Below are 15,694 nucleotides of genomic sequence, written 5' to 3'. Positions count from 1 at the left end.
CGGTTGACGTCGGCGAACCAGTCGTCGGTGACCGAGATGGCCTTGGTGCCGAGGCGGGCGTCGGCCAGGTTGACGTATTTCTCGAAGGGTACGGCGTAAGCTTTCATGTCGTATCTGCCTTAGTTGATGGCGTAGGGGAGGCGGTGGGCTTGCGGCTTAGAGCTGCTGCAAGCGCAGCAGCGCGATCTTGTTGATCTCGGCCAGGGCGCAGGCGAATTCCTGCTCCGGGGAGTTATGAATGCGCTCCTCGAAGGCCGCCAGAATCTGGTGCCGGTTGCTGCCTTTCACCGCCATGATGAAGGGGAAGCCGAACTTGGCCTTGTAGGCGTCATTCAGTTCGGTGAAGCGGGCGAATTCGTCGGCGGTGCATGCGTGAATGCCCGCGCCTGCCTGCTCCGAGGTGCTGGATGCGGTCAACTCACCCCGTACGGCGGCCTTGCCGGCGAGGTCCGGGTGAGCGTTGATCAGGGCCAGCTGAGCGTCGTGGTTGGCGCTCAGCAGGATGTCGGCCATGCGCTGATGCAGGCCGTCCACTGCATTGATGCTGTCGTCCTGGCCCAGGTCGAAGGCTTTCTCGGCGACCCAAGGCGAATGCTCATAGGTGTCGGCGAAGACTTTAACGAAGTCTGCGCGGCTGAGGCGGGACGGGGTCAGGGTCTGAAAGCGGCTCATTGCGCGCGTTCCTCTTGAATAGGCTGCGGTTGAAACGGATGGGTCGCGTGCCAATGGCGGGCGATGTCGGCGCGGCGGGCGCACCAGACCTTGTCGTGGCTTTTGACGTATTCGATAAAGCGCGCCAGCGAGGCCAGGCGCGCCGGGCGGCCGAGCAGGCGGCAGTGCATGCCGATCGAGAGCATCTTCGGTGCGCCTTCCACGCCTTCAGCGTAGAGCACATCGAAGGCGTCTTTGAGGTACTCGAAGAAGTCGTCGCCCTTGTTGAAGCCCTGCACCTGGGTGAAGCGCATGTCGTTGGTGTCCAGGGTGTAGGGGATCACCAGGTGGGGTTTTTCCGCGGTGCTGGCCGGGTCCCAGTAGGGCAGGTCGTCGTCGTAGGTGTCGCAGTCGTAGAGGAAGCCGCCTTCCTCCATCACCAGGCGCCGGGTGTTCGGGCCGGTGCGGCCGGTGTACCAGCCCACTGGGCGTTCGCCGGTGAGGTCGGTGAGGATGCGGATGGCTTCGAGCATGTGCTCGCGCTCCTGGGCCTCATCCATGTACTGGTAGTCGATCCAGCGGTAACCGTGGCTGCAGATCTCGTGGCCGGCGGCAACCATGGCCTTGATCGCCTGGGGATGGCGCTGGGCGGCCATGGCCACGGCGAAGATGGTCATGGGGATATCGTGTTTCTGGAACAGCTTGAGCAGGCGCCAGACGCCGGCGCGGCTGCCGTATTCGTAGAGCGATTCCATGCTCATATTGCGCGCGCCTTGTAGCGGCTGCGCGGAGACCATTTCGGAGAGAAACGCCTCGGATTCCTTGTCGCCGTGCAACACGTTGCGTTCGCCGCCCTCTTCATAGTTGAGGACAAACGACAGGGCGATACGGGCGTCACCCGGCCAGTGCGGGTGCGGCGGGTTGTTGGCGTAACCGATCAGGTCGCGAGGGTAGTCAGCGCTCACTGCAGTCTTCCTTCTTAGCGTTGTGGCGGTCACTGGGTTGGCCCTGAGGCAGGGGTGGGCGACCGCGATGGGCTAATTGTATACAAAGTGTATTGCATTTTGTAAATCGAAAATTTGCCTATTTTGTAAAAATACGCCGCTACAACAAACCGGACTGGCCAGGGTGCCCTAGTTGCCGGGTGCTAGGCTTAGCCACGACTTCAAGTGTTGCCCGACCTGTGGCTGGGTTGGCGGCGAGAGATGTTTGTCGTAGGCATTGTGTACAATATTATAAAAAACTGTCTTATATTTTTCTTTCGACATGCTATGCTGCTGGCAAGTCAGGGCCGCCAGCGCCTGAGTAATCTGTCGAATTCATTAATAGTAGAGGAGGTGTGGTGTCGGTCTGGGCTTTTGCTCAGCGTAGACGCCCATAACCGATGGGACGATTGACTACACATGTTCTAGATGCCGCGCACGGCTGCCCAGGCAGCGCCCTGAAGATCGAGCTGTATCGCGTCGAAGGGGCTCAGCTGGAGCTGATCACCAGCGTGCTGACCAACAGCGATGGCCGTTGCGATGCGCCGGTACTGCAGGGCGATGATTACCGCACCGGGGTCTATCAGCTGCATTTCCATGCCGGCGACTACTACCGCGCCCGTGGCGTTGCGCTGCCCGATCCGGCTTTTCTCGATGTCGTGGTGCTGCGCTTCGGTATCGACGCAGGCCAGGAGCACTACCATGTGCCTCTGCTGATTTCCCCTTACAGCTACTCCACCTATCGCGGTAGCTAAGCCGAATGTTTGTCACCCTCTGACTCATTTTTAGAGTCTTTAGCCCGATCACACTGCGGGCTTTTTTTTGCCTGCAATTTGGGCTACTTGCGCGGCTGACATAGGTTGGGCTGAGCTGCGCGAAACCCAATCACCCGGGCGTTGAGCGTTGAGCGTCGGGCGGAGCCGCGGGCGGCTCCCTGTTGGGCTTCGCAGGCTCAGCGCCAACCTACCGGCTAAGCAGCGAAGCGGCGCCGGCACCGCCAAACAGGGCCGCGCTGATCCGGTTAAACCAGACCTGGCCCTTGCCCGAGCGCAGATAGCGCGCGGCGCCCTGGGCGCTAAGGCCATAGAAGAGTTTGCAGCCCAGGTCGAGCACCGCCCAGGTGGCGATCATCACCAGCAGCTGGCCCAGCATCGGCCGTTCGGCGCTGATAAATTGCGGCAAGAAGGCGGCGAAGAACAGGATGTCTTTGGGATTGCTGGCGCCCAGGCCGAAGGCTTTCCAGAACATGGCGCGGAAGCTCGGGTTGACCGGCTGCTCCTCGGCCTGTGCCGGTTTGGCGGCCTGGCGCGAGGCCTGCCAGCTCTGCCAGGCGAGATAGAACAGATACAGCGCACCGACAAGCTTGAGGATGCTGAACAGTCGTTCGGACGCCAGCAGCAGTGCGCCCAAGCCCAGGGCCGAGGCGCTGAGCAGGCAGATCGAGGCCGACACGCCGCCGATAAACGCCGGTAGTGAGCGGCGCAGCCCATAGTTGAGGCTGTTGCTGACCATCAGCAGCGACAGCGGACCGGGGATCAGTATCACTATCAGTGCGGCGCTGCTGAATAGCAGCCAGGTTTCCAGGCTCATTTATCCATTCTCCAGATGTGGAAAAGCCCCGGCGTCGAAACGCCGGGGCCGGGTACAGCTCAAACTGACTTTACAGGAAGATGAACTTGGCCAGGCAGATCGCAGCCAGCGCGTAGAGGCTGACGGTGATTTCCTTGTGGCGGCCGGTGAACAGCTTCAGGGCGACGAAGGTGATGAAACCCAGGGCCAGACCATCGGTGACCGAGAAGGTCAGCGGCATCATCACCACGGTGATGATGGCCGGGATGGTGTTGGTGTGGTCTTCCCAGTCGATGTGCGCCATGCCGCTCATCATCAGCATCGCTACATAGATCAGGGCGCCAGCGGTAGCGTAGGCCGGGATCATGCCAGCCAGCGGAGCGAAGAACATCGCCGCGACGAACAACACGCCCACGGTGACGGCGGTCAGGCCGGTACGGCCACCGGCGGCGACGCCAGCGGCACTTTCCACATAGCTGGTCACGGGCGGGCAGCCGACCAGAGCACCCAGTGCGCTGGAAGTACTGTCGGCTTTCATGGCCTTGCTCAGGTTTTCGATATGACCGTTCTCATCCACCAGCTTGGCGCGTTGCGCCACGCCCATCAGGGTGCCGGCGGTGTCGAACATGTGCACGAAGAGGAAGGCCAGGATCACGCTGATCATGCCAACCTCGAAGGCACCGGCTACGTCCATCGCCAGCCAGGTCGGCGCCAGGCTCGGTGGCATGGCGAAGATGCCGCCGTACTCGACCAGACCCAGACCCCAGCCCGCCAGGGTGACGGTGAGGATGCTGATCAGGATGCCGCCAAATACGCGGTGGTATTCGAGCACGGCGATCATCAGGAAGCAGATGGCGGCCAGCAGGGGCGCGGCGGAGGTCAGGTCACCCAGCTTGATCAGGGTGGCGGGGCTGGCAACTACTATGCCGGCGGTTTTCAAACCGATCAGACCGAGGAACAGGCCGACCCCGGCGCCCATGGCGAAGCGCAGGCTGCTGGGGATGCTGTTGAGCAGCCATTCACGAATCCTGGAGAAGGTCAGGATCATAAACAGCACGCCGGAGAGGAATACCGCACCGAGGGCGGTCTCCCAGCTGTAGCCCATCTCACCGACTACGGTGTAGGTGAAGAAGGCGTTCAGACCCATGCCTGGAGCCAGGCCGACTGGCCAGTTGGCGTACAGACCCATCAGGAAGCAACCCAGGGCGGCGGCCAGGCAGGTGGCGACGAATGCCGCACCGTGATCGATGCCCGCATCGGCCATGATGTTGGGGTTGACGAAGATGATGTAGGCCATGGTGATGAAGGTGGTCAGGCCGGCGGCCAGCTCGGTCTTGATCGTGGTGCGGTGCAGGCTGAGCTTGAACAGACGCTCAAGCAGGCCAGAACCAGCAGCAGGGCTCGCGGCATATGTTTGTTCTTGTTTAATGCTTTCCACAGCGGGTACTCCTCATCTCTCTTGTTGTGTACCACCCAGAGTCGCTGCTAGGCAGGTTCGGCTCTCTGAGGTAGGTGGTGCGTTGGGGTGCGCTTGCTGGCGTGGTTGTTGACTCTTTGGTCAAGAAGTTACGCTGGGGCCGATTATGCGTTTGTATACAAAAAAAGCAAATAATGTTTTTCGATCTGTGCTGAGGTTTTCTGCAGATTGTCTTGAGTGATCAGAGAGAGGGGAATTTATCCCGATGGATCGCGCTTATTTATAAAAAAGTTAATAAAAACATAAAGTTAGGTATTTTTAATAAGAAATATAGACGCCGAGTAGAGGCTGGAGAGGGGCGTAAGAGGCGGTGCGCAAGCCCTGCTAAGCAGATTCTTAAGCAAAGAAGCGACTGCTTAGAAGAAATAAATTTACCCGGCGGCTGCCGGCTAAATGCAGGTGGGCGCCGAGACAATGCTGGCGGCGCCGTGTGGGCGCTGAGAAGACTGCGCCGATGCTGTACCTGTTGATCATATTGTGTACAATGTCCAGGAGTTTTATCTGCGACTTTTGTGTTTTTCTACTTGCCAGCCGCTAGGTAGTAAGCAGTAGAGTTGCCGCAGTCGCACCCGCCGAACTTTTTTCACGCGAGCCAGAATGAACGAACTATTGCAGCCCCTTAAGAAGCAGCCGCGCGATGGCAAAAGCACTCGCAGCGGGACTCAGGATGATGTCGTCTACGCGCATATCTTCGATGCCATCCTCGAACAACGTCTGGCCCCCGCCACCAAGCTCAGCGAAGAAGCTCTGGGCGAGATTTTCGGGGTTAGCCGCACCATCATCCGTCGCGCCCTGTCGCGCCTGGCCCATGAGGGCGTGGTGCTGCTGCGCCCCAACCGCGGCGCGGTAGTCGCCAGTCCTGGGGCGGAAGAGGCCAAACAGATTTTCTATGTGCGGCGCATGATCGAGCGCGCGATCACCGAACTGGCCTGCAAGAACGCCAGCGCAGAGCAGATCGCCGGCCTGCGCCAGATGGTGATCGACGAGCGCGAATGCTTCGCCCGGGGTGATCGCGGCATGGGCATCCGCTTGTCCGGGGAATTCCACCTCAAGCTGGCCGAGGCGGCGGGCAACCTGACTTTGCTGGGCTTTCTGCGCAGCCTGATTTCGCAGACCTCGCTGATCATCGCGCTCTATGAAAGCAACAGCCGCACCCACTGCTCGGACGAGGAGCACGACAAGGTCATCGATGCCATCGAGGCCGGTGATGTGGAAGTGGCCGTCGACCTGATGATGCGCCATATGGACAGCGTGGATGCCAAGCTCAATCTGGATGGCGAAACAGCCTCCGATGACCTGCACGCGGTGTTCTCCCACCTGCTGCCGAGCAATAAGAAGAAGTCCGGGCGCAATAACGTTACGCGCTGATAGTTGCGGCTACAAAAAAGCCCCGTGGCCTGAGCCCCGGGGCTTTTTTCTGTGCGAAGGATTTGTTGCTGTGCAGGTTGGGCGGCGCTGCGCTTGGCCCAACCTGCAGCAGTCGCCTCAATCGCGGCGATGTACCGACTGGCCTGCGGCGAAGGTTTCCTTGATCGCGCGGTCGTCGCCGAGCATGGTCAGGGCGAACAGCTTCTCGTCCAGGGTCTTGGCCTGCTGCATGCGATAGCTCATCAATGGCGTGGCGTTGTAGTCCAGCACCACGAAGTCGGCGTCTTTGCCGCTCTCGAAGTTGCCGATCTTGTCGTCCAGGTACAACGCATGGGCGCTGCCCAAGGTGGCCAGGTACAGCGACTTGAACGGATCGAGCTTCTTGCCCTGCAGCTGCATGACCTTGTACGCCTCGTTCAGCGACTGCAGCTGGCTGAAGCTGGTGCCGGCACCCACGTCGGTGCCCAGGCCGACGCGTACGCCGTGTTGTTCCAGCTTGTTCAGGTCGAACAGGCCGCTACCGAGGAACAGGTTGGAGGTCGGGCAGAAGGCCACGGCCGAGCCAGTTTCGGCCAGGCGTTTGCATTCGTCGTCGCACAGGTGCACGCCGTGGGCGAATACCGAGCGCGCGCCGATCAGCTGGTAGTGGTCGTACACATCCAGGTAGCCCTTGCGCTCGGGGAACAGCGCCTTGACCCATTCGATTTCCTTGAGGTTCTCGGACAGGTGGGTGTGCATATACAGGTCCGGGTACTCACCCAGCAGTTTGCCGGCCAGCGTCAGTTGTTCCGGGGTGCTGGTCGGGGCGAAGCGCGGGGTCACGGCGTAGTGCAGGCGACCTTTGCCGTGCCAGCGCTCGATCAGCTCCTTGCTATCGGCGTAGCCGGATTCCGGGGTGTCGGTCAGGTAGTCCGGGGCGTTGCGGTCCATCAGCACCTTGCCGGCGATCATGCGCAGGTTCAGCGCCTCGGCGGCTTCGAAGAAGGCGTCCACCGATTGCTTGTGCACGGTGCCGAACACCAAGGCGGTGGTGGTGCCGTTGCGCAGCAGTTCCTTAAGGAAGATACCGGCCACGTCGGCGGCGTGGGCCTTGTCGGCGAATTGCTGCTCGGTGGGGAAGGTGTAGGTGTTCAGCCAATCCAGCAGCTGCTCGCCGTAGGAGGCGATCATCCCGGTCTGCGGGTAGTGGATATGGGTGTCGATAAAGCCGGGGGTGATCAGGGCATTGGCGTAGTGCTTGATCTCCACACTCTTGAGTGTGGGCAGCAGATCGGCGGCATGGCCGACCTGGGCGACCTGGCCGTTTTCGATGACCAGCACACCATCTTCGAAATACTCATAGGATTTCTCGACGCCGACCACGGCGGGGTCGGCGATGCTGTGCAGGATGGCGGCGCGGTAGGCTTTTATATTCGTAGTCATGGAACTCTCGTGCAATCAGTTGATTCGGCGTACGGATGTAGGTTGGTGCTGAGCCTGCGAAGCCCAACACAGCGTTCGCGAGCCTGGCGCTGTCACAAACCAGGCCGCCGGGCGGAGTGCTGCGCACTCCCTGTTGGGCTTCGCTGCGCTCAACACCAACCTACGAGTGTTCGGCTCCGCTTCGGCGTGAAGCCGGCAGCAGCTTGGCGACGCTGGTTGCCACCTTTTTCACGTCCTGGCCGCTCTCTTTTGTACCGAAAGTGGCGTTATAGGTGGCGATCACTTCGCCGGCGATGGAGACGGCGATCTCCACCGGCAGCTTGCCTTTGACTTCCGCCAGGCCCATGGGGCAGCGCATGCGCGCCACCACGGCCGGGTCGAAGCCACGGTCACGCAGGCGGTGTTCGAACTTGGCGCGTTTGGTTTGCGAACCGATCAGGCCGTAATAGGCGAAATCGTTACGCTTGAGTATTTCTGCGGTCAGCTCCAGGTCGAGCTGGTGGTTGTGGGTCATGACGATAAAGTAGCTGCCGGCCGGCATCTGCTCGATCTCGTCTATGACTTCCTCATTGACCACCTTGTCCACCCCGGCCGGGATGTGCTCGGGGAATTCATTCTCCCGCGAGTCGATCCAGCGCACCTTGCACGGCAGGCTGGCGAGCAGCGGCACCAAGGCGCGGCCCACATGGCCGGCGCCGAATACGGCGATCTGCGCCTGGGGCTGACCCATGGGTTCGAACAGCAGCACGGTGGCGCCGCCGCAGCACTGGCCGAGGCTGGCGCCCAGGCTGAAGCGCTCCAGGCGGGTGTCCTGGCTGCGGCTGCTGAGCATTTCGCGGGCCAGCTCCATCGCCTTGTATTCCAAATGACCACCACCTATGGTCTCGAAAATGCGGTCGGCGGTGACCACCATTTTCGAGCCGGCGTTGCGCGGCGTGGAGCCGCGTTCTTCGATGATGGTCACCAGCACGCAAGGCTGGCCTTGCTGCTGCAGTTCGGCGAGGGCGCTGATCCAGCTCATTTGCTCAGCCTCCAGGTCGGTGGCAGTTGTCCCGGGCGCGGTAGACGCCAGTTGCTCGGCGAAGGGTCCAGTATGGGAACCGGAATCGGCCGCGGTGTTTGGGGTTTCGCTTCGGTGTGTTTTGTCATTGTTGTACACCTGTTAGGGTCAGATCGTAGCCCGGATGCAATCCGGGAGAGGACTCCCCGGATTTCATCCGGGCTACGGTTTAGGCCGGTTCGACCTCTGCAGTGGCGGACTTGGCCGTTTGCTGCAGTTTCTTCATTTGTTCCACACCCCAGAGCACGCGCTCAGGCGTGGCCGGGGCGTCGATCAGCGGTTGCACGCGGTAATCGGCCAGGCTGGCCACGGCGTCCTTGATCGCGCACCACACGGCGATGCCGAGCATAAACGGCGGCTCGCCGACGGCCTTGGAGTGGAACACCGTGTCTTCCGGGTTCTTGCGGTTCTCCACCAGCTTGACGCGCAGGTCCAGCGGCATGTCGGCGATGGCCGGGATCTTGTAGCTGGCCGGACCGTTGGTCATCAGCTTGCCTTTGCCGTTCCACACCAGCTCTTCCATGGTCAACCAACCCATGCCCTGAACGAAGGCACCTTCGACCTGGCCGATGTCGATGGCCGGGTTCAGCGAGGCGCCGACGTCGTGCAGGATGTCGGTACGCAGCATCTTGTACTCACCGGTCAGGGTGTCGACTATCACTTCGGAACAGGCGGCGCCGTAGGCGAAGTAGTAGAAGGGACGGCCGGCAGCCTTGTCACGGTCGTAGAAGATCTTCGGCGTGCGGTAGAAGCCGGTGCTGGACAGCGACACCTGGCCGAAATAGGCCTTCTGGATCACTTCCTCGAAGGACAGGAACTGGTTACGCACGCGCACCTGGCCGTTGCGGAACTCGACGTCTTCCGGGGTGACCTTGTATTCGCGCACCAGGAAGTCGACCAGGCGCTGCTTGATGATTTCGGCGGCGTTCTGCGCGGCCTTGCCGTTCAGGTCGGTACCCGAGGAGGCGGCGGTCGGCGAGGTGTTCGGCACCTTGTCGGTGTTGGTCGCGGTGATCTGGATGCGCGAGATATCCACCTTGAACACTTCGGCGACGATCTGCGCCACCTTGGTATTCAGGCCTTGGCCCATCTCGGTGCCACCGTGGTTCAGGTGGATGCTGCCGTCGGTGTAGATGTGGATCAGCGCGCCGGCCTGGTTGAGGAAGGTGGCGGTAAAGCTGATGCCGAATTTAACCGGGGTCAGCGCCAGGCCTTTCTTCAGCACCGGGCTCCCCGCGTTAAAGGCGCGGATTTCTTCGCGGCGCTTGCTGTACTCACTGCTTTCTTCCAGCTCGGCGGTCATCTCCGCGAGCATGTTGTGCTCCACCGGCTGGTAGTAGTGGGTGACGTTACGGTCTTCCTTGCCGTAGTAGTTGAGCTTGCGCACTTCCAGCGGGTCTTTGCCCAGGTTGCGGGCGACCGCATCCATGATCTCTTCGATGGCGACCATCCCCTGCGGGCCGCCGAAGCCGCGGTAGGCGGTGTTCGAGGCGGTGTTGGTCTTGCAGCGGTGACCATTGATGGTGGCGTTGCCGAGGAAGTAGGCGTTGTCCGAGTGGAACATCGCGCGGTCGACGATGGAGCCGGACAGGTCAGGGGAATAACCGCAGTTACCGGCCAATTCGATCTGAATGCCGTGCAGCAGGCCGTTGTCGTCGAAGCCGACGTCGTATTCGACGTAGAAGGGGTGACGCTTGCCGGTGATCTGCATGTCCTCGACGCGCGGCAGGCGCATCTTGGTCGGCCGGCCGGTGAGGTGCGCGATCACCGCGCACAGGCACGCCGGGCCGGCGGCCTGGGTTTCCTTGCCGCCGAAACCACCGCCCATGCGGCGCATGTCGATAACGATCTTGTGCATCGGCACGCCGAGCACTTCGGCGACCAGTTTCTGCACTTCGGTGGCGTTCTGCGTCGAGGTGTAGACGATCATGCCGCCATCTTCGCTGGGCATCACCGAGGAGATCTGGGTTTCCAGGTAGAAGTGTTCCTGGCCGCCGATATGCAGCGAGCCTTGCAGGCGGTGCGGCGCGCTGGCCAACTGGCTGGCCGAGTCGCCGATCTTGTGCTGGTGGCTGTCCAGCACGAAGTGCTTCTTGCGCAGCGCATCGACCACGTCCAGTACCGGCTCGAGGTCTTCATACTCGATGATCGCCGCCATGGCCGCCTTGCGTGCGGTTTCCAGGCTGTCGGCGCCGACGGCTATGACCACCTGGCCGACGTATTCGACCTTGCCGTCCGCCAGCAGCGGGTCGCCGGCGACTACCGGGCCGATATCCAGCTGGCCGGGCACGTCCTTGCTGGTGATGGCGATAGCCACCCCGGGAATGGCGTAGCAGGGCGCGGTGTCGATGCTGACGATGCGGGCGTGAGCGCGGTCGCTCATGCGCGCATAGACGTGCAACTGGTTGGGGAACTCCAGGCGGTCGTCGACGTACACCGCTTCGCCGGCCACGTGCTTGTCCGCGCTCTCGTGCTTGACGCTGCGGCCGACGCCGGTGGTGATGTCGGCGCGAAACAGCTCGGCCAGCTCTTCTTGAGTCTTGAATATGTGATGGTTAGACATAGGCGGTCACCCGGGTTTCGACTTCGGGAGCGTTGAGCTCGAGGAAGAATTTACGCAGCAGGTTCTGCGCGGTGAGCAGGCGGTATTCCTTGCTGGCGCGGAAGTCGCTGAGCGGGGTGAAGTCCTCGGCCAGGGCGGTGCAGGCGCGTTCGATCGCCGCAGCATTCCAGACCGCACCTTGAATGGCGGCTTCGCAAGCGGCGGCGCGCTTCGGAATCGCGGCCATGCCGCCGAAGGCGATACGGGCTTCCTGCACCACGCCGTTTTCGATACGCAGATTAAAGGCGGCGCACACGGCGGAGATGTCGTCGTCCAGGCGCTTGGATACCTTGTACGCGCGGAACGCCAGCGTGCTCTGGGCGCGCGGCACTATGATCTTCTCGATAAATTCGGCTTCCTGACGGGCGGTCACCTTGTAATCGAGGAAGTAGTCTTCGATCGGCAGGTTGCGGGTCTCGTTGCCTTTGCGCAGGACGATCTGCGCGCCGAGGGCGATCAGCAGGGGCGGGGCGTCGCCAATCGGCGAGGCGTTGCCGATATTGCCGCCCAGGGTGCCCTGGTTGCGGATCTGCAGGGAGGCGAAGCGGTGCAGCAGTTCGCCGAAGTCCGGGTAGTCCTTGGCCAGCGCCTCGTAGCAGTCGGACAGCGCGGTGGCGGCGCCGATCTCGATGCTGTCTTTGGTGACTTCCACACGCTTCATCGATTCGATATGGCCGACGTAGATCATCACCGGCAGTTCGCGGTGGAACTGGGTGACTTCCAGGGCCAGGTCGGTGCCACCGGCCAGCAGGCGGGCTTCCGGGTTGGCAGCGTAGAGGTCGGCCAGGTCGGCGACGGTCAGCGGCAGCAGGCAACGCTTGTCGCCGCTATTCAGCTCGGCGGTTTCCCGCGGGGCTATGGCTTTCAGTTGCGCGACAGTCTCGGGCTCAAAGGCGTCGAACTGATCCGGCTGCTTCTGGCAGCAGGCCTGTTCGGCGGCATCGATGATCGGGCGGTAGCCGGTGCAGCGGCACAGGTTGCCGGCCAGGGCTTCCATGGTGTCGGCCTTGTCGAAGCCGTTGCTGTTCTTCTGCAGGGCGAACAACGACATGACGAAACCGGGGGTGCAGAAGCCGCACTGCGAACCATGGCAGTCGACCATGGCCTGTTGCACGCTGTGCAGTTGACCCTGGTGCTTGAGGTCTTCGACGCTGATCAGCTGTTTGCCGTGCAGGGAGGAAACGAAAGTCAGGCAGGAGTTCAGGGTGCGGTAGCGCACGCGATCGCCATCCAGTTCACCGACCACTACGGTGCAGGCACCGCAATCGCCGGAGGCGCAGCCTTCTTTAGTACCGGGTTTGCCGACGTGCTCACGCAGGTAGTTGAGTACGGTGACGTTAGGGTCGAGGGCATGCTCAGTACGCAGCTCCCGGTTGAGTAAAAACTGGATCAAGGACGACCTCCAGGCATTTTATTGTTCTTTACGAGTGGCTCGTATCAGGCCCCGGCAAAGCGTTTGTACAAAAGTGCGCAACCTTTTAACGGGGCTTGGCATGGGGCAAATCTAGAGTTTTCTGACTTTAGGGTCAACAAATATTTGACTCTGTAGTCAGACGCTTGTCATACGATTCGGTTATGAGCCAAGCCAGGCAGAACGGCATCAATTAAAGGCTAGTTGCTTTTCTGCCACGTGCGGCTTGGGCAGGCCGGGCCGGCAGATTGTCTGCGCAGCTGCTGCCCAGCGCCTGTGGCCTGCTCAAATCAGGCAAGCCGGTTGATCCACCATTGGTCAGCGCGAGGTGAATGGGAGGGGTATCGGCGACATATCGCGATCCAGGCAGCGTCTGTCCGGCCTGTAGCGTTCAACACCTGACTGCGACCTAGCCTTTTGCAACGGCCTGCTAACCTCAATGCTATTGCGACAGTGGAAATGGGGTTGCCCAAGCGCCGTCGGCACAATTTCCAGTTGTCAGCAGACCCTAGCGAGTCGGAAATCTTCCCCTTAACCCGGGAGCACGCGATGGATAGCCGTCACACCCAGTTGGCCAGTGTGCTAGTCGAACAGAATGGCGTAGACCTGATCAGCCTCGATCAGGATCTGCGCAGCCCATACCGGAATGCCTTTATCGGCCGCTGCAGTGACAAGGCTCAGGCGCATAACCAGTCCCCAGTCGAGGCCTTCGCCGAGAGCGATAGGCCGCGCCGACGCCCGCTAATGGACGCGGCCCGCGATCAGAGCCCGCGTTTTCGCCTGTGCCTGCCGGTCAAACAACCCGCCGTGGCGGTTGAGTCGGGAGGCCAGGCGCGATGAGCGAACGGCGACAGTCAACTCCCCGGCAGCAGCTACTGCACCGAGCTCGAACCTGCGGACTCGGGGTTGATCGAACAACTGGACGAGCGAGACGAGCATGGCCGACTACAGCGCGAGCGAACGCAAACTCTGCCTCAAGGTGGTCTATTACGGCCCCGCGCTCAGTGGCAAGACCACCAACCTGATGCAGTTGCATACCTTGCTCAACCCGCAGCGCAAGGGTGAGCTGATGGTGCTGGAAACCCGCGACGACCGCACCCTGTTCTTCGACCTGCTGCCCATCGGGCTGCGCAGCCAGAGCGGCCTCGACCTGCGCCTGAAGCTCTACACAGTGCCCGGCCAGGTGCAGCACGACAGCACGCGTAAGGCCGTGCTGTCGCGGGTCGACGGGGTGATCTTCGTCGCCGACTCGCAGCTGAGCCAGCAGGACAACAACGCCACCGCCTTCGACAACCTGGCGGAGAATCTGCAGAAGCTCGGCCTGGATATCGAACAGTTGCCCTTGGTCGTGCAGTTCAATAAGCGCGACCTGGCCGACGCGATCGACGAAGCCACCCTGCAGGCGCGCTGGGCCGACACGCCCTGGGCGCCCTTGAGCCTGGCCAGCGCGTTGCGTGGCCAGGGCGTGGTGGAAAGCTTCCAGCAGCTGCTGCGGCGCCTCTACCCGCAGGTGGATGAGGAATTCGCCCTGGCCAGCGAGCACGCCATCAGTGCCCAGGCCTTCGTCCGCCAATTGAGCGCGATCCAGGAGGCGCCCCATGCCTAGCTTTTCCATGCGCAGCTTGCAGGCGGGCGTCCAGCATGCGTAGCTTCGAGGATGACCCGCGGTTGGCCGACCTACTGCCGGCCGAGCAGCAGGCCAAGCTGCTGCGCCTGCTGAGCACCCTGAGCGGCGCCGCCGTCGAACTGGATGAGGGTCCCGGCGCCGATGCCGAAGCCCTCGAGTTCAATCTGGAGACCCTCGGCTGGCTGCGCAGCGAGCTGCCGCCGGCGCAACGCCAGGCGGCGGCGCGGCTGTTCGAGTTCATCCTGCACTACGTTGGAAAATACCGCCTGGCGGCCAGCCTGCACCTTGATACCACCGAGGCCAGCTTCGCCGAACTGCAGCGCCAGCACGCCGCCCTGCAGGCCTCGGAGGAGCGCTACCGGATACTCGCCGAACAGCTGCAGCAACGGGTCGACGAGCAGGTCGAGGTGATCGAGAAGAACCAGCGTCAACTCTACGAGAGCGCCCACCTGCGCGCGGTCGGGCAGCTGGCGGCGGGTATCGCCCATGAAATCAACAACCCCATAGGTTTTATCGCCAGCAACCTGCGGGTCGCCAGCGACTATGTTGACGAACTCGCCACCCAGCTCACCGGGGATACGGCCAGCGAGGCGCTACTGGAGGACTTCCGCGCGCTGCTCAAGGAGTCCGAGAGCGGCACCCAGCGCATCGCCCGCATAGTCACCGACCTCAAGATCTTCTCCAATATCAACCAGGCCGACTTCGCCCCCTGCGACCTCAACGCCCTGCTCAGCACCACCTGCCATCTGCTCGAGACCGAAGGGCGTCAGGGGTTGAGCCTGCGCCTGCGCCTGGGCGAGCTGCCCAGATTGGCGGGCTATCCGGCGAAGCTGTCCCAGGCCTTCTACAACGTGCTGGACAACGCCGCCAAGGCCCTGGGGCCCGAAGGTGGCGTGGTCGAGGTGCAAAGCCGGGTGCAGGACGGCGTGCTGGAAGTCTGCATCATCGACAATGGCTGCGGCATAGCCGAAGAGACGCTGGCGCAGGTCTTTGAACCCTTCTTCACCACCCGCGAGGTCGGCGCCGGCACCGGCCTGGGCCTCTCGGTGGCGCGCGACATCCTCGCCGCGCACCAGGGCCAGATCCTGATCGACAGCCGCTTGGGCAGCGGCACCCGGGTGACGCTGCGCTTCGCTCAGGAGGGCCAGGCATGAGCAAGAAGTACGCCTCGCTGTTCGTCGGCGGCGACACGCCGGAGGAAGATTCCGCCGCCGCCGCGCCGGCCACCCCCTATCGACTGCTCCTGGTGGATGACGAGCCGGGCATCCTGGCGGCCCTGCGGCGGGTGTTCCAGCGCGAGAACTACGAGCTGCTGTTCGCCCGCAACGCCGAGGAGGCGCTGCAGTTGCTCGAGGCCAAACCGGTCGAACTGATCGTCAGCGACTTTATGATGCCCGGCATAAACGGCAGTGAACTGCTGCGCCGGGTGCGCGAACGCTGGCCGGACATCATCCGCATCATGCTCACCGGCCAGGCCAGCACCGAGGCGGTGATGGGCTCGGTGAAGGACGGCGCGGTCTACCG

Annotated in this window: 14 protein-coding genes and 1 pseudogene; 6 read left to right on the top strand and 9 right to left on the bottom strand. The window is 62.2% G+C overall.

What is annotated here, in order from left to right:
• The 3 genes and pseudogenes from Q8Q83_RS10810 to puuE all read right to left on the bottom strand — a co-directional run.
• A pseudogene (locus Q8Q83_RS10810) lies at nucleotides 1–107 on the bottom strand (allantoicase); the annotation flags it as partial.
• A gap of 49 nt (nucleotides 108–156) precedes the next feature.
• Nucleotides 157–672: a 2-oxo-4-hydroxy-4-carboxy-5-ureidoimidazoline decarboxylase gene (gene uraD, locus Q8Q83_RS10805; protein WP_305623596.1), complete on the bottom strand. Its 516-nt coding sequence runs from the start codon at nucleotides 670–672 to the stop codon at nucleotides 157–159.
• A complete protein-coding gene (puuE, locus tag Q8Q83_RS10800; protein WP_305623594.1) occupies nucleotides 669–1,616 on the bottom strand; it encodes an allantoinase PuuE in 948 nt (315 codons plus the stop codon). Before puuE ends, uraD begins: the two co-directional genes overlap by 4 nt.
• A gap of 419 nt (nucleotides 1,617–2,035) precedes the next feature.
• Between puuE and uraH the strand changes: the two genes are divergently transcribed.
• Entirely contained in the window at nucleotides 2,036–2,389 is a 354-nt protein-coding gene (uraH, locus tag Q8Q83_RS10795; RefSeq protein ID WP_305623593.1) for a hydroxyisourate hydrolase, read from the top strand.
• Nucleotides 2,390–2,597: 208 nt separating this feature from the next.
• On the opposite strand, the gene Q8Q83_RS10790 is transcribed toward uraH, so the two are convergent.
• Nucleotides 2,598–3,224 carry a LysE family translocator gene (locus tag Q8Q83_RS10790; protein ID WP_305623591.1) on the bottom strand — a complete coding sequence of 209 codons (627 nt, stop codon included), beginning with the start codon at nucleotides 3,222–3,224 and terminating at the stop codon, nucleotides 2,598–2,600.
• A gap of 70 nt (nucleotides 3,225–3,294) precedes the next feature.
• Nucleotides 3,295–4,641, bottom strand: a complete 1,347-nt coding sequence (locus Q8Q83_RS10785; RefSeq protein ID WP_305623589.1) for an NCS2 family permease — start codon at nucleotides 4,639–4,641, stop codon at nucleotides 3,295–3,297.
• Nucleotides 4,642–5,277: 636 nt separating this feature from the next.
• On the opposite strand from Q8Q83_RS10785, the gene Q8Q83_RS10780 reads away from it, so the two are divergent.
• Complete coding sequence (locus Q8Q83_RS10780) at nucleotides 5,278–6,048, top strand: GntR family transcriptional regulator (protein ID WP_305623587.1); 771 nt, start codon at nucleotides 5,278–5,280, stop codon at nucleotides 6,046–6,048.
• Nucleotides 6,049–6,165: 117 nt separating this feature from the next.
• Here the strand turns inward: Q8Q83_RS10780 and guaD are convergent, their stop codons facing one another.
• The 4 genes from guaD to xdhA all read right to left on the bottom strand — a co-directional run bounded on the left by guaD (nucleotide 6,166) and on the right by xdhA (nucleotide 12,525).
• Nucleotides 6,166–7,470: a guanine deaminase gene (gene guaD, locus Q8Q83_RS10775; protein WP_305623585.1), complete on the bottom strand. Its 1,305-nt coding sequence runs from the start codon at nucleotides 7,468–7,470 to the stop codon at nucleotides 6,166–6,168.
• A 160-nt stretch (nucleotides 7,471–7,630) separates the two neighbouring features.
• On the bottom strand, nucleotides 7,631–8,491 hold the full coding sequence (xdhC, locus tag Q8Q83_RS10770) for a xanthine dehydrogenase accessory protein XdhC (RefSeq protein ID WP_305623583.1): 861 nt from the start codon (nucleotides 8,489–8,491) through the stop codon (nucleotides 7,631–7,633).
• Nucleotides 8,492–8,699: 208 nt separating this feature from the next.
• Nucleotides 8,700–11,093, bottom strand: coding sequence for a xanthine dehydrogenase molybdopterin binding subunit (gene xdhB, locus Q8Q83_RS10765; RefSeq protein WP_305623581.1), 2,394 nt, complete (start codon nucleotides 11,091–11,093; stop codon nucleotides 8,700–8,702).
• On the bottom strand, nucleotides 11,086–12,525 hold the full coding sequence (gene xdhA / locus Q8Q83_RS10760) for a xanthine dehydrogenase small subunit (protein ID WP_305623579.1): 1,440 nt from the start codon (nucleotides 12,523–12,525) through the stop codon (nucleotides 11,086–11,088). Before xdhA ends, xdhB begins: the two co-directional genes overlap by 8 nt.
• A gap of 567 nt (nucleotides 12,526–13,092) precedes the next feature.
• Between xdhA and Q8Q83_RS10755 the strand changes: the two genes are divergently transcribed.
• From Q8Q83_RS10755 to Q8Q83_RS10740, 4 genes are all read left to right on the top strand, one after another.
• On the top strand, nucleotides 13,093–13,383 hold the full coding sequence (locus tag Q8Q83_RS10755; RefSeq protein WP_305623577.1) for a hypothetical protein: 291 nt from the start codon (nucleotides 13,093–13,095) through the stop codon (nucleotides 13,381–13,383).
• A 97-nt stretch (nucleotides 13,384–13,480) separates the two neighbouring features.
• Nucleotides 13,481–14,149, top strand: coding sequence for an ATP/GTP-binding protein (locus tag Q8Q83_RS10750; RefSeq protein WP_305623575.1), 669 nt, complete (start codon nucleotides 13,481–13,483; stop codon nucleotides 14,147–14,149).
• A gap of 35 nt (nucleotides 14,150–14,184) precedes the next feature.
• Nucleotides 14,185–15,324: a sensor histidine kinase gene (locus Q8Q83_RS10745; RefSeq protein ID WP_305623573.1), complete on the top strand. Its 1,140-nt coding sequence runs from the start codon at nucleotides 14,185–14,187 to the stop codon at nucleotides 15,322–15,324.
• On the top strand, nucleotides 15,321–15,694 hold a 374-nt coding region (locus Q8Q83_RS10740; RefSeq protein WP_305623571.1), incomplete at its 3' end, for a response regulator. The genes Q8Q83_RS10745 and Q8Q83_RS10740, both read left to right, overlap by 4 nt.

This window comes from Pseudomonas sp. (assembly GCF_030696055.1).
Classification (GTDB): Bacteria; Pseudomonadota; Gammaproteobacteria; order Pseudomonadales; family Pseudomonadaceae; genus Aquipseudomonas.
This window is presented reverse-complemented; position numbering and strand designations above follow the sequence as displayed.